The sequence below is a fragment of the Microbacterium sp. NPDC060117 genome (genome assembly GCF_042729315.1).
Taxonomy (GTDB): Bacteria; Actinomycetota; Actinomycetes; order Actinomycetales; family Microbacteriaceae; genus Microbacterium.
Genome location: NZ_JBHWXR010000002.1, coordinates 52,559 through 69,583, shown reverse-complemented (window position 1 = coordinate 69,583; position 17,025 = coordinate 52,559). Strand labels below are relative to the sequence as shown.

The 17,025-nt window shown below is 71.9% G+C and carries 17 protein-coding genes; 7 read left to right on the top strand and 10 right to left on the bottom strand.

Annotated features, from left to right (window positions below):
• Positions 1 to 59: 59 nt before the first annotated feature.
• The 7 genes from ACFWCK_RS06470 to ACFWCK_RS06440 all read right to left on the bottom strand — a co-directional run bounded on the left by ACFWCK_RS06470 (position 60) and on the right by ACFWCK_RS06440 (position 5,485).
• Positions 60 to 1,208, bottom strand: a complete 1,149-nt coding sequence (locus ACFWCK_RS06470) for an FAD-dependent oxidoreductase (protein ID WP_378805106.1) — start codon at positions 1,206 to 1,208, stop codon at positions 60 to 62.
• On the bottom strand, positions 1,195 to 1,917 hold the full coding sequence (locus ACFWCK_RS06465) for a methyltransferase domain-containing protein (RefSeq protein ID WP_233309123.1): 723 nt from the start codon (positions 1,915 to 1,917) through the stop codon (positions 1,195 to 1,197). Before ACFWCK_RS06465 ends, ACFWCK_RS06470 begins: the two co-directional genes overlap by 14 nt.
• On the bottom strand, positions 1,907 to 3,061 hold the full coding sequence (locus tag ACFWCK_RS06460) for a type III polyketide synthase (RefSeq protein ID WP_378805105.1): 1,155 nt from the start codon (positions 3,059 to 3,061) through the stop codon (positions 1,907 to 1,909). Before ACFWCK_RS06460 ends, ACFWCK_RS06465 begins: the two co-directional genes overlap by 11 nt.
• Positions 3,062 to 3,188: 127 nt before the next feature.
• A complete protein-coding gene (locus tag ACFWCK_RS06455) occupies positions 3,189 to 3,803 on the bottom strand; it encodes a CYTH domain-containing protein (protein WP_233309121.1) in 615 nt (204 codons plus the stop codon).
• Entirely contained in the window at positions 3,796 to 4,008 is a 213-nt protein-coding gene (locus ACFWCK_RS06450; protein ID WP_045252387.1) for a hypothetical protein, read from the bottom strand. Before ACFWCK_RS06450 ends, ACFWCK_RS06455 begins: the two co-directional genes overlap by 8 nt.
• A gap of 71 nt (positions 4,009 to 4,079) precedes the next feature.
• Positions 4,080 to 4,550, bottom strand: coding sequence for an A24 family peptidase (locus ACFWCK_RS06445; RefSeq protein WP_233309120.1), 471 nt, complete (start codon positions 4,548 to 4,550; stop codon positions 4,080 to 4,082).
• 80 nt (positions 4,551 to 4,630) lie between these two features.
• Positions 4,631 to 5,485, bottom strand: coding sequence for a Rieske 2Fe-2S domain-containing protein (locus tag ACFWCK_RS06440; RefSeq protein WP_378805104.1), 855 nt, complete (start codon positions 5,483 to 5,485; stop codon positions 4,631 to 4,633).
• A 111-nt stretch (positions 5,486 to 5,596) separates the two neighbouring features.
• On the opposite strand from ACFWCK_RS06440, the gene ACFWCK_RS06435 reads away from it, so the two are divergent.
• The 4 genes from ACFWCK_RS06435 to ACFWCK_RS06420 all read left to right on the top strand — a co-directional run bounded on the left by ACFWCK_RS06435 (position 5,597) and on the right by ACFWCK_RS06420 (position 12,053).
• A complete protein-coding gene (locus ACFWCK_RS06435; protein ID WP_378805103.1) occupies positions 5,597 to 6,046 on the top strand; it encodes a YybH family protein in 450 nt (149 codons plus the stop codon).
• 144 nt (positions 6,047 to 6,190) lie between these two features.
• On the top strand, positions 6,191 to 6,961 hold the full coding sequence (locus ACFWCK_RS06430) for a hypothetical protein (RefSeq protein ID WP_378805102.1): 771 nt from the start codon (positions 6,191 to 6,193) through the stop codon (positions 6,959 to 6,961).
• A complete protein-coding gene (locus tag ACFWCK_RS06425) occupies positions 6,958 to 8,529 on the top strand; it encodes a DNA polymerase Y family protein (RefSeq protein WP_378805101.1) in 1,572 nt (523 codons plus the stop codon). The genes ACFWCK_RS06430 and ACFWCK_RS06425 overlap by 4 nt, the downstream gene beginning before the upstream one ends.
• The gene (locus ACFWCK_RS06420; RefSeq protein ID WP_378805099.1) at positions 8,529 to 12,053 is read left to right on the top strand and encodes an error-prone DNA polymerase; all 3,525 of its coding nucleotides are present in this window, start codon (positions 8,529 to 8,531) and stop codon (positions 12,051 to 12,053) included. The genes ACFWCK_RS06425 and ACFWCK_RS06420 overlap by 1 nt, the downstream gene beginning before the upstream one ends.
• 66 nt (positions 12,054 to 12,119) lie before the next feature.
• On the opposite strand, the gene ACFWCK_RS06415 is transcribed toward ACFWCK_RS06420, so the two are convergent.
• Both ACFWCK_RS06415 and ACFWCK_RS06410 read right to left on the bottom strand, forming a co-directional pair.
• A complete protein-coding gene (locus ACFWCK_RS06415) occupies positions 12,120 to 12,494 on the bottom strand; it encodes a hypothetical protein (RefSeq protein ID WP_233309114.1) in 375 nt (124 codons plus the stop codon).
• Positions 12,495 to 12,554: 60 nt separating this feature from the next.
• On the bottom strand, positions 12,555 to 13,082 hold the full coding sequence (locus ACFWCK_RS06410; protein WP_233309113.1) for a flavin reductase family protein: 528 nt from the start codon (positions 13,080 to 13,082) through the stop codon (positions 12,555 to 12,557).
• Between the two features lie 116 nt (positions 13,083 to 13,198).
• Here ACFWCK_RS06410 and ACFWCK_RS06405 point away from each other — a divergent pair, with 116 nt between their 5' ends.
• The gene (locus tag ACFWCK_RS06405; RefSeq protein WP_378805098.1) at positions 13,199 to 13,825 is read left to right on the top strand and encodes a GyrI-like domain-containing protein; all 627 of its coding nucleotides are present in this window, start codon (positions 13,199 to 13,201) and stop codon (positions 13,823 to 13,825) included.
• 84 nt (positions 13,826 to 13,909) lie between these two features.
• Here ACFWCK_RS06405 and ACFWCK_RS06400 read toward each other — a convergent pair whose 3' ends face one another.
• Positions 13,910 to 14,689, bottom strand: coding sequence for a thioesterase family protein (locus tag ACFWCK_RS06400; protein WP_378805097.1), 780 nt, complete (start codon positions 14,687 to 14,689; stop codon positions 13,910 to 13,912).
• Positions 14,690 to 14,942: 253 nt separating this feature from the next.
• On the opposite strand from ACFWCK_RS06400, the gene ACFWCK_RS06395 reads away from it, so the two are divergent.
• A complete protein-coding gene (locus ACFWCK_RS06395; protein WP_378805095.1) occupies positions 14,943 to 15,659 on the top strand; it encodes an ABC transporter ATP-binding protein in 717 nt (238 codons plus the stop codon).
• Positions 15,656 to 16,963: an ABC transporter permease gene (locus tag ACFWCK_RS06390; protein WP_233309109.1), complete on the top strand. Its 1,308-nt coding sequence runs from the start codon at positions 15,656 to 15,658 to the stop codon at positions 16,961 to 16,963. Before ACFWCK_RS06395 ends, ACFWCK_RS06390 begins: the two co-directional genes overlap by 4 nt.
• Positions 16,964 to 17,025: the final 62 nt, after the last annotated feature.

Here is a 17,025-nt window from a genome sequence, read left to right as displayed (position 1 = left end):
GCGACATCCGAGTCCCGGCCCCTGTCGTGAAGCGCCCGGATGAGGCTCCGACCGGAGCCTCAGACGCCGTGCATCGTCACCAGACCCGCTGCCCATGGACGCAGCGGCGCCGAGCCCAGGGCCCGGATGAGCGTCTCCTTCGCGACCATCGGCACGCCCCGTGCGGGGGCGCCCATGGTCATGTAGAAGGCGCTGCGTCGCTGGGCGGCGCGGGCGGCGCGCAGCGCCCCGCGCGCATAGCCGCCGAGATCAGCCTCGCCCTCGACCAGCGCGGCGCGCAGTGCCGTCGCCAGCCTTCCCGCGTTCACCCAGCCGAGGTTCATGCCCTGCCCGCCGATCGGGCTGATCTCGTGCGCGGCATCGCCGAGCAGCGCCACGCGGCCACGGACGACGGTACGGCTCAGATGCTGGGTCGCGACGAAACCGGTGGGCTGGATGTCATCCTCGATCTCCGGATCCCGCCCGATCCGCTCTGCGATCGCCTCCCGGAACTCCGCCCCGGTGTGCACTCCGCTGCCGCGCAGCACCCAGCGCCGCATGCCGCCGGGCAGAGGGAACGCCTCGACGATCCCCCCGGGCTCGCAGTGCAGCTGGGCGCGCACTCCGGCCGCGGGGTCAGGGACGTCGGCCATCGTGTACGCCGCGCGGCCAGGGCGGCGCCGCCAGCCGAGGCCGACCTGGTGCCGCAGCGCGCTGTGCACGCCGTCCGCGAGCACGACGAACGCCGCGGTGACCTCCTGCCGGCCGGCCGGCCGCTCCACGGCGAGCCGCACGAACTCCCCCTCGTCCCGCACCGCCCGCACGCTGCAGCCGGGACGCAGGGCGCCGGCGGACAGCGACTGCAGTCTCTCCCGCAGCAGCGCGTGGGTGCGCTGCTGCGGGAGCACGCGCACAGGGCGGTGCGCGGAGAAGTCGAGCGACGCGAGGATCCGGCCTCGGCAGAGCACATCGCCGCCCTCGAGCGCGAGCGACGCGGAGCGCACCATCGCCCCCACGCCGGCGCGGTCGAGCATCTGCAGGCCTGGGGCGTGCACTCCGATCGCCCGGCTGCGCGGATCATCTCCTTGGCGGCGTTCGCAGACGGCGACATCGATGCCGTCCTGGGCGAGCAGGCAGGCCAGGAGCAGCCCCACCGGGCCCGCCCCGACGATCACGATGTCATGGTCGAGCAGCGTGGCGCGCTCCCGCGGGACCTCAGGGTCTGTCATCGCCCGGCTCCCGGCGCAATTCCAGTCGTGCGGGGACCCCGCGCCGCACGACCCACCCCGCCGGCGCGACGGCCGCGAGCTCCCTGGCCGTGTAGGAGCGCCGGATGCTGGTCAGCCCATCGGCGCGGATGAAGGATCCGGCCAGCAGATTCGCGGCGAACGGCCACGTCCCCGTCGCGAACAGCGCGTACGCGGCGCGGCTGCGCGCGATGTCGCGGTGCACGACGAGCCCGGTCCTGCCGGCGAGACGCGCGGTGTCGGCGAGCATCTCCTGCAGCTGTATCCGCCCCAGGTGGTGCAGCACGTGATTGGACAGCACGATGTCGTAGGTCTCGCCGGCTCGGACCAGGTCGGCGACGAACGCGCATCGGTAGACGACGCCGGCGCCGTCGTCATGCGCGGCTGCCCAGGCCGTGGCCCGCGCATCGGCATCCAGCGCCGTGATCTCGACGGCGAGCCGATCTCGGGAGAGCCGCGACGCGAGAGCGCGGCAGAGATCCCCGCCGCCCGCGCCGACATCCAGGATCCGCACCCGCCCCGTTCTGGCCCGCGGTCGGATGTCGCGCCGGTACAGCGCACCGGGGCGGGACACCACGGCGTTCACCGCGCCGAAGCGCCGGTAGGTGCGCGCGAGCATCTGCGCATCCGCGGCGGGGTCGTCCATCAGCTCGCGCACGTCGACGGCGCGAGCCGACAGGTCAGCGCCCATCGCCCTCCGCGCCGACGACCGTCATCAGCGCGCTCTCCGCCGTCAGACCGGGCCCGAACGCCATCGCCGACACACGGTCGCCGTCGCGCGCGCCCTCCTCCTCCAGGATCCGCTGCAGCACGAACAGGATCGTCGCGCTGGACATGTTGCCGTGCGTCCGCAGCGTCTCCCTGGCGGGGTGCAGCTGCAGGTCGCTGAGGCCGAGGCGGTCCTGGACGCGGTCCAGGATGCTGCGTCCGCCGGGATGGATCGCCCAGTGCCGGATCTCGTCGCCGATCCTGCCGTCCTCGAAGGGCACCTCCAGCTCCCCCGCGTACAGCGGGTGCAGCGCATCGACGATCGTCTCGCCGATGATCTGCGGCACGGCGGTGGACAGGGTCATCTCGAAGCCGTGGTCCCCGATGGTCCACGCCATGTCCTTCTCCCCCTGCGGGGCGATCGCAGTGTGGAACCGGTCGAGGCGCAGCCCGGGGCCGGCGGACGGGCGGGCGGTGACGATGCCGGCCGCCGCTCCGTCGGCGAACAGGGAGGAGGCGACGATCACGTCCGGATCCTCGGACGAGCGCAGATGCAGGGTGCACAGCTCGACGCTGACCACCAGCACCACGGCGTCCGGATCCGCGGCGCAGAACTGGCTCGCCGCACGCAGCGCCGGCATCGAGGCGTAGCAGCCCATGAAGCCGAGATGATAGCGCTGCACGGAGTCGGAGAGGCCCAGCGCGCGCACGATCCCGTACTCCGGTCCCGGGGCGTGGAACCCCGTGCAGGAGACCGTGACGACATGGGTGATGTCTGCGGGCCCGACCTCGGGGTCGGCGTCGAGAGCGGCCCGGGCCGCGGCGACGAACAGCCGCCCGGCCTCGCGGACGTAGACATCGTTGCGGACGCCGGTGGCCGGGGACAGCAGTTCCCCCGTCGCGTGATCGAAGAACACCGGCTCCGCATCGGTCGCCGCGAGCGTCAGCTCGTCGAGCACGGTGCGGCGGGTGTCGATGCCGGATCCGTCGAAGGAGGCGGTGACGATGCGGCGGGCGAGCCGGCTCAGGTCCGGCTGCGCCGCGAAGACGTCGCGCACCTCGCTCTGATGCAGGACCGTGTCCGGCACCACCGTCTGCAGGGACCTCAGCACCGCCGGGCTGCTCATGGTGACACTCAAGCATGCCGTCCGCGTGGCGGGAAGGGGCTTGCGGATCCCCGTCGACTCTGCGACATCGCCGGATGACGGCGGCCGGCTCCCCCAGCGGAGCCCAGAGGCCTGCGAGATGTTCCGTTCAGAACCCGAGCGCGCGACCGAGCTTGGATCCGGAGGGGGACTTCCGGCCGCCCGCGGCGATGACCGCCTGCTCCACCGCGTGGAAGAAGGCCACCCGCCCCGCCTCGTCCGCCGGGGCCGCAGGGCCCAGCTCCATCTCCCACTCGCGCCATTCCCGCTGGCCGCCGTGACGCAGGTCCGTGCCGCGGACGCGATCGTCCACGAACTCCGCCACCACGCCACCGGGACCGATGAGCAGGTAGGCAGTGCGGGCGTTCTCGATGCGCGCGAGCGGGAGGACGGGGTGCGACGTCCACTGGGCGACGATCTCCGCGACGGCCGACGGCATCTCCTCGTCCTCGCCGAGCGGCCAGCCCAGCTCGACGCGACCGTCGCCGCTGCGAGGGCCTTTCACGTGCCATCCCTCGTCCGGTCCTCCGGTACGACGCCGCAGCGCCACGCCCGCACGGGCGAGATCGCCCGCGGCCGTGTCGAAGTAGCGGGCGTCCAGCGCTCGGGCCTCACCCTCCGTCACCGAGTCCACGCCGGGGACCGCATCCCACGACGGCAGCGGCGTGCTGCCGTCGACGTCGTACTTGCGCTCGACCTCGACGGTGCGGGACGGCTCAGACATCCGCGGGATTGAGATCGTCCTGAGACCCCTGGTACCAGTACGCGTACTCGGTGGGCCCGTCGTGCTCCCCCGTGTGCGTGGGTTCGCCGCGCTTGTTGTAGACGAGCAGCGTCTCGCTGTAAGGGACGGCGATCTCGTCGTCCGCCGACCCGAGGGGGATGATCTGCCCGTCCAGCGGGCCGCCGTGAAGCCGTGCGAGTGCCATGTGCTCACCCTAATCCCCCGGCCACCCGCGGGACGCGTTCCTCGTTCTTCGCGCCCGCCGGCACCGGGTCCTCACACCACTGCCACGCCGAGGGCGCCGCCCATGATCATCCACGGCCCGAACGCGATGTGCGTCGAACCGGTCGCACGGCGCAGCACGATGAGTCCGAGCGCATGCACGGCGCCCAGCACGAACGCCGCAGCGGCGCCGACCACGAGCGCCTGCCATCCGTGCCATCCCAGGACCAGGCCGATGAGGGCTGCGAGCTTCACATCGCCGCCGCCCATGCCCTCGCGACTCAGCGCCCGCAGCAGGGCGTAGAAGCCGCCGAGGATCAGCATCCCCCACAGCGCTCCGAGGAGCCGCGCACCCCCGCCCGCGAGCACGGCGTCGGCGAGCGCGAGCAGGAGAGCGCCCGCCAGCGTCGGCAGCACGATCCGGTCGGGGAGCCGGTGCGTCGCGATGTCGACGGCGATCAGCCGGGCCCCGATCCCGAGCAGCGCGAGGTGCGCCAGCACGACGATCACCGCAGCAGGATCCATGCCCCCGACCGTAGAGGATCGACCCGAGCGGCGTGATTAGCCTGTGGACAACCCGTCGGAGGACCGCCCGACGTCGCTTCTCAGGCGGATCGGAGCAGGATCCGGCCGTCCTCGACCTTCGCCTCCCAGCGCGGTTGCGGCACGCTCGCCGGACCTCGCTGCACGGACCCGTCCTCGATGCGGAACCTGCTGCCGTGCCAGGGACAGGTGACGCAGCCGTCCGCGCCGAGCCTCCCCTCGTCGAGGGGGCCGCCGGCGTGGCTGCAGACGGCGGAGATCGCGCGCAGTTCGCTGTTGACGCGGATGAGCAGCACGGGGACGTCACCCACGAGCACCCGCGATCGCGTCCCCTCGGCGAGGTCGGCGTCCGCGCCGACGTCCGTCCAGCGCCGCACCGAGCCCTGGAACGCCGTGTGGTTCACGCCGGTGCCGCGGACGAAGGAGAGGTGCCCGCCGAGATACGACGACCCCAGGGTGAGGCTCAGCCCGAGCAGGCTGAGCGCGGCGCCGGCGCCGTGGTGCCCGCGCCGGCGCACGAGCCAGGAGGTGATCTGCAGCACGGACGCGGTCGCGTTCGCGGCGGCGTGGATCAGGCCGACCCGTTTGGCGGGACCGTACAGGGCCGACCAGTCGGAGGCGCCCGCCGCCGCAGTCGGCGCGGAGGCGAGGATGCCGAGGCCGACGAGGCGCCGCGATGCGGCCGGATCCGCCCCGGTGAGATCGAGCACCGTGGCCGCGCCCCACGCCCCGATCGGCAGATCCGAGAGCATGGGATGCACCTGGTGGCCCAGCCAGGAACCGGACAGCGCGTTCTTCACGGGCGTGGGGCGGGTGGCGGCGTCGACCCAGCCGCTCAGCGTCTCCGCCGCGGGATCGAGTCCCCTGCTCCTCCCGATCGTCCGGATCAGGGACTGCATCGCCGCTGTCACTCGCATGGATCGCTCCTCCGCACCGTGCCGTGGGAACCTCCTGTCTACCCCCGCGGTCGGCAGGGGTCAACGGCTGGACGGGCAGCGGGTGCTGCGCGAGCTGATAGCCTCGCCGCGATGGACCCGACCGCCCGCTCCCTGCCCCTCGAGGACGTGCATCGCCTGCTGACGGGGATGTACGACGACTATCTGCGCGGCGACTCCACCGCGATCGACGACCGCCTCGCGGAGGACGTGACGATCTTCGACTCCGCCGCCGACGCCCTGGTGACGGGACTCGAGGAGCTCGCCGCCCTTCGCCGGGCCCGCACCTCCGCGCCGGCTGCTCCGCCGCCGTGGGCCTGGACGGAGAACTCCCTGACCGTCGAGGATCTCCGTGTGCGCGAGGTCGGCGACATCCTCATCGCGACCTGGTGGCTGCGTGTGGACGGGACGGATTCTCACGGCGCCGCGATCTCCCCCGAGCTGTCCCGCAACACCGCCGTGCTGCAGCGCCGACAGGACGGCGCGCTGCGCATCGCGCACCTGCACGAGGACGTGCGCCAGGAGGCCCGCCCCGTCGTCTGAGGATGCGGATCGCCGTCTGCCGACCGGCAGGCGGTCCGTGCTCGACCCCTCTCCCGCTCTCGGCATCCATGTCGGATGTACGAGTTATCGTCGTCTCTGCTGTTGCATTATTAGAAGAGATCTTCGAGAATGGAGTTCATGGGGATGACGCTCGCTTCCATGATCGCCCCCGACGCCGACACCCGCGCCGAGGATGTGCTGCGGCTGCGCCGCGAGATCACCCGCATGCAGCGCCGGCGCAGCGACCTGCCGCTGATCCCGGTCCCCCCTCCCCTCGAGGCGATCCTTCCCGAAGGCGGTCTGCAGGTCGGCACGACGTATACGCTCTCCCCCTCCCCCGGGCTCATCGGAGCGCTCCTCGCCGGGGCCTCGCGCACCGGCGCGTGGTGCGCCGCCGTCGGCATGCCCACTCTGGGCGTGGAGGCGCTGGCCGGGCACGGCGTGGATCTGGACCGTCTCCTCCTCGTCCCCGCCCCGGGGTCGCGCTGGCTCTCCGTCGTCTCGGCGCTGAGCGAGGTGATCCCGCTCATCGCGATCCGCCCCTCCTCCGCGGTGCGGGACGCGGAACTGAGCCGACTGAGCGCCCGGCTCCGCGATCGCGGCTGCACGCTGCTGGTCGTCTCCGGAGGGCCGGGCGCCGCCTGGCCGCAGAGCGAGGGATCCCTTCAGGTGCACGATCCGCACTGGCGAGGGCTGGGATCCGGCTGGGGTGCGCTGGAGGAGTGCGAGGTGACGGTCACCGCGCGCACCCGGCGCTCCCCCGCGCCGCAGAGCGTGCGCGTGCGACTTCCCGGCATCAACGGCATGGTCGAGGCCGTCGCCCCCGCGGCGCCCCGCCTCATCCCGCTCCCCTCCATGCACGTCGCCCCGCGTCCGCTCGTCGATGCGCCCGCGCTCCTGGCGGTGGCGGGATGAGCCCCGCGGTGCGGGAGCCGGTCCGGGTGATCGTGCTGTGGTTCCCGGACTGGCCGCTGCGCGCGGCCCTGGGCGCCGAGGCGGGTGAGCCCGCGGCGATCCTGCATGCGAACAGGGTCGTCGCCTGCAGCGTGGCCGCACGCGCACAGGGCGTGCGGGTCGGGCAGCGCCGCAGGGAGGCGCAGGGGCTGCTACCGAACCTGCGCATCCTGCCCGCGGATCCGGCCAGGGACGAACGGGCGTTCCTGCCCGTCCTGCGTCTGATCGAGGAGCAGGCGCCCGGGGCGCAGCTGCTCCGGCCGGGGCTCGCCCTGCTCCGCGCCCGCGGTGTCGCACGCTTCCACGGCGGGGAGGACGAGGCGGCGCGCGCTCTGCACGTCCGACTCACGGACGAGGGACACCCCGAGGTGCGGATCGGGATCGCGGACGGGCCGTTCACCGCCGAGCTCGCGGCGCGCGGCGCGGATCCGGTGCTCGTGGTCGGGGCGGGAGCCTCCGCCGCCTTCCTCGCTCCGCTGCCCGTGCAGGCCCTGCAGGATCCGGAGGTGACGGCGCTGCTGCTCCGCCTCGGCGTGCGCACCCTCGGCGAGCTCACCGCCCTCGGCGCGGAACGACTGCGGGCTCGGTTCGGCGAGCACGGCGCGCGCCTGCACGCCTTGGCCGCGGGCGCGGACTCCCGCCCCGTCGTGCCGCGCCCACCGGACCCGGAGCTGGTGGCGGAGGTCGAGTTCGAGTCACCCCTGGGACAGTCCGATCAGATCGCATTCGCCGTCCGGCAGAGTGCCGACGCCGTCATCCTCGCCCTCGCGAAGGCCTCGCTGGTGTGCACCGAGGTGCGCATCGACCTCACGGACGACGACGAGCAGGTGACGTCGCGCACCTGGCTGCACCCCACCTGCTTCGAGGCCTCCGACCTGGTCGACCGGGTGCGCTGGCAGCTGGAGTCGCTGGCCGCCGAGACCGCCGCCGCGGGCGACGACGACGAGGCGCACCGGTTCCGCGGCATCGTCCGGGTGCGGATCGCCCCCATCGCCGTCGACGACGCCGCGCACCACCAGCCCGGCCTGTTCGGATCCGGTACCGATGAGCGGCTGCACCACGCCGTCTCCCGCGTGCAGACCCTGCTCGGGCACGAGGGCGTGGTCACCGCCGTCGTGGCCGGCGGGCGCCTCGTCTCCGACCGGCAGCAGCTGACGCCCTGGGGCGAGCGGGTCGTGCCGGCCCGCCCTGCGGATCAGCCCTGGCCGGGGCAGCTGCCGGATCCGCTGCCGGCCGAGGTGTTCGCCCCGCCACGGCCGATCACAGTGACCGCAGCCGACGGCAGCCCGATCGACATCGACGGCCGCGGGCTGCTCACTGCCGACCCTGCCGCCGTGGATGAGTGCGCGGTGCTGTCCTGGGCGGGCCCCTGGCCGGTGCGGGACCGGCGCGGGGATCCGGCGGGCTCGTTCCGCGGCGAGCGCCTGCAGCTCGTCGACGAGCAGGAGCGGGCCTGGCTGGTGCTCCATGTTGCCGACGCCGGCGGAGCCGGTGGCGCGCAGTGGTGGGCCGAGGGGAGGTATCACTGATGGGCTTCCACAACCCCGACATGTCGTGGGCCGCGCTGGAGCGCACCCTCAGCGGCAGAGACGGTGCCGGTCCGCTGCATCAGCAGATCGCGATCGACGCTCCCTCCCGCATGCACAAGCGCCCGCCCATCCGGCTGGACGGGATCGAGCGTCCGAAGAACGCCGTCCCCTACGCCGAGCTGCACGTGCACTCCTCGTACTCCTTCCTCGACGGCGCCTCCTCCCCCGAGGACCTCATCGCCGAGGCTCAGCGGCTCGGCCTCACGGCCCTCGCGATCACCGATCATGACGGCTTCTACGGTGCCGCGAGCTTCGCCGAGGCCGCCGCGTCCCTCACGGATCCGGAGAAGAACACGAAGGCGGAGAGCACCGAGGACGCCGGGCCGCCGCTGCAGACCGTGTTCGGAGCGGAGCTGTCACTCCCCGGCCCGGAGGCGCGTGGTCCCGGCGCACGAGGTCGCGCCGGTCTCCTCCCGCCCCCGGAGCGCCGGGGACTGCCGGATCCGCTCGGCGAGCACCTGCTCGTGCTGGCCCGTGGCGAGGAGGGCTACCACCGCCTCTCCGCCGCGATCACCGAGGCGCAGCTGCGCGGGGGCGAGAAGGGGCGGCCGTTCTACGAGATCGAGTCGCTGGCGAACCGCGCCGGGGGGCATTGGACGATCCTCACCGGCTGCCGCAAGGGAGGCGTCCGCAGCGCTCTCGAACGGGAGGGACCGGAGGGTGCGGAGCGGGCACTGCTCACCCTCGTCGACCTGTTCGGCACCGACCGGGTCGCCGTCGAGCTCATCGACCACGGCGATCCGCTCGACAGCCGTCGCAACGACGCCCTCGCCGCCCTCGCGCTCCGCTACGGCCTGCCCGTGGTCGCGACGAACAACGTGCACTACGCCGCACCGGAACGTGCCCAGCTCGCCGAGGCGATCGCCGCCGTGCGCGCCACCCGCAGCATGCGCGAGCTCGAGGGGTGGCTGCCCGCGCATGGCACCGCGCATCTGCGTTCGGGGGCGGAGATGACGGCGCGCTTCGCCCGATATCCCGGGGCGATCGCAGCGGGCCTCGAGATCGCCGAGGCCTGCGCCTTCCCGTTGCGCCGCGCCAAGCCCGCCCTGCCGACCATGAGGGTGCCCGAGGGCGAGACCCCGATGAGCCACCTGCGGGCGCTGGTCTGGGCGGCGGCACCCTCGGCCTACCCCGACGGCACCCCGAAAGAGCTCACCGACGAGGGGAGGCGCCGCATCGAACGGGAGCTGAACGTGATCGAGGAGAAGGATTTCCCCGGCTACTTCCTCATCGTGCACGGGATCGTCAAAGAGGCGAAGGACCGCGGGATCCTCTGTCAGGGCCGCGGATCGGCGGCGGCGAGCGTGGTCTGCTATCTGCTCGGCATCACCGCGGTGGATCCGATCCTCTACGGCCTGCCCTTCGAGCGCTTCCTCGCCACGACCCGCACCGAGGAGCCCGACATCGACGTCGACTTCGACTCGGGGCGCCGCGAGGAGATCATCCAGTGGGTCTATGACGAATACGGTCGGGAGAACGCGGCGCAGGTCGCGAACGTCATCCAGTACCGGCCGAAGAACGCGGTGCGGGACATGGCCCGGGCTCTCGGGCATTCCCCGGGACAGCAGGACGCCTGGTCGCGCCAGGTGGAGCGCTGGGGGCTGGATCTGAGCCCCGTGCCCGACCACGACATCCCGGAGCAGGTGGTCGCCTACGCCGACGAGCTGCTGCGCGCGCCCCGCCATCTGGGGATCCACTCCGGCGGCATGGTGCTCACCCGGCGCCCGGTCGGCGAGGTCGTCCCCGTCGAGCACGCCCGGATGGAGAAGCGCACCGTCATCCAATGGGACAAGGACGCGGCGGCGTGGATGGGCCTGGTGAAGTTCGATCTGCTCGGGATCGGGATGCTCTCCGCCCTGCGGCACTGCTTCGACCTGGTCCGCGACGCCACCGGCGAGGAGTGGACGCTGGACTCCCTGCCGAAAGAGGAGCCCGCGGTCTACGACATGCTCTGCCGCGCCGACACGATCGGGGTCTTCCAGGTCGAGTCCCGCGCGCAGATGGGGCTGCTCCCCCGCCTGCAGCCGAGGGAGTTCTACGAGCTGGCGGTCCAGATCGCCCTCATCCGCCCCGGTCCCATCCAGGGCGGCGCGGTGCACCCGTTCGTGCGGCGCAAGCTCGGCCAGGAGACCGTGACCTATGCGCATCCGGTGCTGGAGCCGGTGCTGAGCCGCACGCTGGGCATCCCGGTCTTCCAGGAGCAGCTCATCCAGATGGCGACCACGCTCGGCGACTGCACCGCCGACGAGGCCGACACGCTGCGTCGGGCGATGGGGTCCAAGCGGGGGCTGGAGAAGATCGACAGCATCAGGGAGAGCCTGTACACAGGCATGCGCCGGCACGGACTGGACGCGGAGACCTCGGACCGCATCTACGCACAGATCCAGGCCTTCTCCGACTTCGGCTTCGCGGAATCCCACTCGCTCTCGTTCGCGCTGCTCGTGTACGCCAGCTCCTGGCTCAAGCTGCACTACCCCGCCGCGTTCCTCGCCGGGCTCCTGCGCTCCCAGCCCATGGGGTTCTACTCCGCCGCGACCCTCACCGGCGACGCCCGCCGGCACGGGGTCGAGGTGCGTCGGCCCGACATCCGCCTCTCCGGAGCGACGGAGACCCTGGAGCCGGTGGATCCGGCCGTGGCAGGGATGACGGGGCTGGAGGCCTGCACGCATCAGCTCCCGGCGAGGCCTCCTGGAGTGAAGGCGGATCCGTTCGACCCCAAGGCTCCCGACGAGACCGCCGCGCACCGCAGGGACGGCCGCTTCGCCGTGCGTCTCGGGCTCGCCGGCGTCACCGGGATCGGCGAGAAGACGGCCGAGCGGATCGTCGCCGAACGCGACACCCGCGGTCCGTACCGAGATCTGAACGACCTCGTGCGCCGCACCGACCTCACCGCCTCACAGGTGGAGGCCCTCGCCACCGCCGGGGCCTTCGACTCCCTCGGGCTGCAGCGCCGGGAGGCGATCTGGCTGGCCGGCTCCGCGGCGGAGGATCGCGCCCGCTACCTGCCCGACACGGTGGTCGCGGTGCAGCCGCCTCTGTTCGGCGACCAGACCAGCTACGAGATCCTCACCGCCGACCTCTGGGCGACCGGGGTGTCCACCGACGACCACCCGCTCGCGCATTTCCGCCCGGGGCTCGACGCGCGCGGGGTGCTGACCTCCTCCGCACTGCGCACATACGAGAACGGCCGGCGGGTCGAGACGGCGGGCCTCGTGACCCATCGTCAGCGTCCGTCCACCGCGGGCGGTGTGACCTTCCTCAACCTCGAGGACGAGCACGGCCTGGTGAACGTCATCTGCACGCAGGGCGTGTGGCTGCGCTATCGCCGGATCGCCCGGGAGTCGCCCGCGCTGATCGTGCGCGGCATCCTGGAGCGCTCCCCCGAGGGCGTCACCAATCTGCTGGCCGATGCGTTCGAGCAGCTCGCGGTGGGCGTGACGCACCACTCGCGGGACTTTCAATGAACAGGGACCCGGTCCCCGGATGGAGTGGTTCTGAGGCGCTCGTCCGCGCCCCTGCCCCTGCCACGCTCACCAGAAGCGCTCGGGCACCTCGTGCGCGCGCCGATCGGTGCCTCCCCAGTTCGCGGCCTGGTCCCGGGCGTCGTCCGCCGCTCGCTGCGCCCCGCGGAGCGCGTCGGCCGCGCCGCGACGCTCCGCACCCACCGGGTTGGCGTCGAGCACGAGCTCCGTGACCACGCCCTCCTCCGTCGCCAGCACCGTGCAGGCCTCCACCCGGCCGCGCCAGGGCAGCGCCCCGAGCTCCGGCAGGACGGATCCGGGCACGCGGTAGACGATCCCCGTGGTCAGGTCGCGGATCCGCACCGTGCCGCTCTCCTCATCGACCGTGATGATGCGGCCGACGCCGAGCGGCGCGGTCAGAGGGAGGATCAGCGTGACGGCCATGGCTCCACCTTCGTTCAGAACGGCTGCAGGGGCAAGCGCCTCGACGTCGGCCGGATGCGCTCAGCCCTGCGGTGCCGGCGCCTGCGCGCTCGCCGAGACGAGGCTGTCGTAGTGCCGGTCGACATAGAGCAGCGGCGCACCGGGAGTGCCCTCGACCACATCGAGCACATCGAGCAGCACGAGCGCCGAGGGCCCGACCGGGTGCGTCTCCCGGATGGTCCCGCGCACGGCGACCCGGGCCGACGGCAGGAAGGGCTCGCCGGTGGGCAGCATCCGGAACCCCTGCTCGGGGGTGAATCGAGGCTGACCCGACCGGGCGAAGGCGTCGGCGATGGGCTCCTGACCCGCGACCAGGAAGTGCACGAGCACGCTGGGCGCCGAGAGGATCCCGCCCGCGCTTCCGGTCGCACGCGTGACCGAGAAGACGAGCACGGCGGGGTCGGCGCTCACCGAGGCGACACTCGACAGCGTGAGGCCCACGGGACCGTCCGGGGCGATTCCCGTCACCAGCGCGACTCCGGCGGGGTGATGCCGGAACGCTCCCTTGAACTTCTCGGTGACGTCCTCTTCCAGACCGGGGGTGCTCATCGTGCTTCTCTCTGTCGTTGCCGGGGGCACAGCGCTGGTGCCCACCCTCAACGGTATGCCCGTTCTCGAGGTGCCGGCTCCGATCCGATGTCCGACCCGCGTGCTGGAATGACCTCATGACGACGGGGACCAAGACCGATCTCGCCAAGAGCCTGGACGGCTACCGCGCCCGCACCGGCGAGTTCCGCCTCGTGGACCTGCCCGCGAGCCGCTATCTCGCGATCGACGGGCACGGCGACCCCAACACGGCTCCCGCGTACGCCGAAGCCCTCGAGACCCTCTACCCGGTGGCCTACGCACTCAAGTTCGCCAGCAGGCGCGAGCTCGACAGGGATTACGTCGTTCCGCCGCTGGAAGGGTTGTGGTGGGCGGACGAGATGGACGCGTTCACGACCGCACGCGACAAGTCGCGCTGGGACTGGACGATGCTGATCCTCATCCCCGAGTGGATCCAGGGCGCGCTCGTGGACGACTCGATCACCGCCGTCCGTGCGAAGAAGGCACCGGCGCGACTCGACGATCTTCGAGTGCTTCCTCTGTCGGAAGGGCTCTGCATGCAGACGCTGCACATCGGAACCTTCGACGACGAGGCGCCGCTCCTCGAGCGCATGCACGACGAGATCATCCCGGAGCAGGGGCTGCGCCTGGCGGGCCTGCACCACGAGGTCTATCTGAGCGACGCCCGCCGGGTGGCTCCCGAGAAGCGCCGCACGATCCTGCGTCAGCCCGTGGCGCCCGCCTGATCGCGACCCAGGATCTCAAGAGGCCGCTCGCAGATCCCGGCCTGCCGCCCCCTTGCGTGTCGGTCGTGTCGACCCAGTGCTCGATCAGCCGCGCATCGGGCGAACCGTGAGGATCTGCTGCACCGTCCCGACCGGGCCTCGTTCGTCGTGCAGCACGGTCTCGGTCAGGCCGAGCCCGGTCGGACCGATCGAGACCGTCGTGTCGAAGCCGATCCAGTCGCCCTCGGGTGCGGCGAACAGATGGCAGGTGAGATCAACGTTCGGGAACGCGACCTCCGTCGGCGCCAGCCGCAGGGTGAGGCCGTTCGCGAAGTCGACCATGCCCAGCAGCCGGGCGATCCGGCCGATCGGCTCTCCCTGCACGAGCGGGATCCGCGGCCGCAGCCATGCCCAGGCATGCCCCGGCTGCCGCTGTCCGCGGTGGAAGTCCACGCTGCGCACGGCCCCGCCCTGCCAGTGATCGCCCATCTCCCACGGGTCGAGTTCGTCGCGGCCCGGCATCGCGGGCAGCGCGCTGCCGGTGAGCGCGCGGGTGTCCGCGGCCTGCATGAACCAGGCCCGCGCGATCACGGCGGCACGCCCGTCGTGGCTCAGCACCGCCTCCACGAGCTCGATCGTGCGGCCGGGGCGCAGGATCCGGATGTCGAGGTCGACGCGTTCTATCGGGATCGTGCCGAGGATGTCGTACGAGATCCGTCCGAGCTGCAGGTCGCCGCCCCGGCGCTCGGCATGCTCCCGCTCGATCGCATGCGCGATGAGGCCCAGCGACGGGGCGATGTGCTGCTCCGTGGTGCTCCACGCGCCCTCGACGGCGGCGGTCGGGCGGAAGGCGGACGCGTCGATGCGCTCGAAGTAGGCGGGCATGTTCGGATCCTATGTCGGCCGCGGCTGTTGCAGAGACCGGTCGGAACGACGTCACGCGGAGATCCTCCGCCGCTCAGGCCGCGGCGCTGGGCGTCGTCGAACAGGCGGAGAAGCTCCTGAGCGCCTGACGCTCCCACCGGCATCGGCATACCGCCTTGGGAGTACACGCAATGCATCCCGTGAGACGATGCGGGTCCCCCGGCGATCAGGAATCCTGAAGGCGGCGGATCCGCCACCGAGTCCTGGAGCGCGAATGACGAGCCCTGCCCCCACTCCCCCCGCACCGTCTGCGCCGGTGATCTCCGTGCGCGACGTGCAGAAGTCCTACGGCCGCGGAAGCGGTCGCTTCGACGCCTTGAAGGGGGTGAGCCTGGACATCGCGGCCGGCGAGAGCATCGCGATCATCGGCAAGAGCGGATCCGGCAAGTCCACGCTCATGCACCTGATGGCGTTGATGGATGAACCGAGCTCCGGGGCCATCGCGCTGAGCGGCCAGGACACGGCGACGTTGAAGGGGGCGGCGCTGAACCGGATCCGCAACAAGACCTTCGGGTTCGTCTTCCAGCAGTTCTTCCTGACCCCGAATCAGAGCGTTCTCGAGAACGTGGTGCTGCCGCTGAAGATCGCCGGGGTCGGTGCAGGTGAGCGGAGGCGACGCGGCATGGCCGCCCTCACGCAGCTCGATCTCGCCGACAAGGCCAGGAACAAGGCCGTGAACCTCTCCGGGGGGCAGAAGCAGCGCACCGTCATCGCTCGCGCGCTGGTCAACGACCCGCGCATCATCTTCGCCGATGAGCCGACCGGCAACCTCGATTCCGTGACCGGACGCGTCGTCGAGGACATCCTGTTCGCCCTGAACCGGGAACACGGGATCACCCTCGTGATCGTCACCCACGACGAGGATCTCGCCGCGAAATGCGACCGGCGCGTGCATATCAAGGACGGGCTGATCGAGGAGCCGGCGGCATGAGGACGCTCGATCTCATCGGCACCGCGATCTCGAGCACCTTCCGCTCGAAGACGCGCACCACGCTCACCATTCTCGCGATCTTCGTGGGCGCCTTCACGCTGACGATCACCAACGGGCTCGGCACGGGAATCAACAGGTACATCGACGACACGGTCTCCGGCTTCGGAGCGAGCGACGTCCTGACCGTCACGAAGAAGGCCGACTCCAGCACCGCACCGGGCAGCACGGCGCCGAGGGAGTACGACCCGAACACGGCGACGGCGGGAGGAGGGCGAGGCGGCGCCACCACCGTGGCCGTTCTGACGCAGAGCGACCTGGACGCGCTCGCGAGAGTGGACGGGGTGACCGCGGTGAAGCCGGTCCGCGCCGTCTCGGTCGACTACGTGCAGTTCGGCGACGGTAAGAAGTACATGATCAGCGCCGGCGGTCTCGTCGCAGGACAGACCGTGAAGCTCGCCGCGGGCTCCGCGCCGAGCGATTCGACCGGCGATCTGCAGCTCGCGCTGCCCACCGATTTCGTCACTCCGCTCGGCTTCTCGAGCGCCGCAGATGCCGTCGGCAAGACCGTGACGCTCGCGGTGACGGATGCGACCCGCACGCAGCACACGATCGAGGCGACGGTCTCCGGCGTCTCCGAATCGACCTTCAGCCTGACCGGGGGTGCCGCGAGCATGCTGCCGAATGATGCGCTGACCGGAGCGCTCTACGATGCCCAGCAGACGGGCGTGCACGCGGATCAGCAGAACCGCTACACACAGGCCAGGGCCTGGTTCGCCCCCTCGTCCTCCCCCGCGCAGGTGACCGCACTGCAGCATCGCCTCACCACGGCCGGCTTCAGTTCGACGACGGTCGCGCAGCAGCTCGGCACCTTCAAGGCGGTGATCGACGGGATCGTGCTGGTCCTCAACGCCTTCGCGATCATCGCGCTGCTCGCCGCGAGCTTCGGCATCATCAACACCCTCTACATGTCGGTGCAGGAACGGACCCGCGAGATCGGTCTGATGAAGGCGATGGGCATGGGCTCCGGGCGCGTGTTCGGGCTCTTCAGCCTGGAGGCGACGTTCATCGGCTTCCTCGGCAGCGCCCTCGGCGTGCTCGGCGGCATGCTGGTCGGCAGCGTCGTGAGCCGGATCCTGGGGCGCACGCTGCTGTCCGATCTGTCCGGACTGCAGCTCGTCGCATTCGACGCGAGGTCCATCGTGTCGGTGATCCTGCTGGTGATGGTGATCGCCTTCCTCGCCGGCACCCTCCCCGCGGCACGGGCCGCGCGCCAGGATCCCGTCGAGTCGCTCCGCTACGAGTAGCCGGGTCACCGGCCGGTCCGGAGGCGCCGGCGCCGTGGGAACACCTCGCCACGCGCGGTACG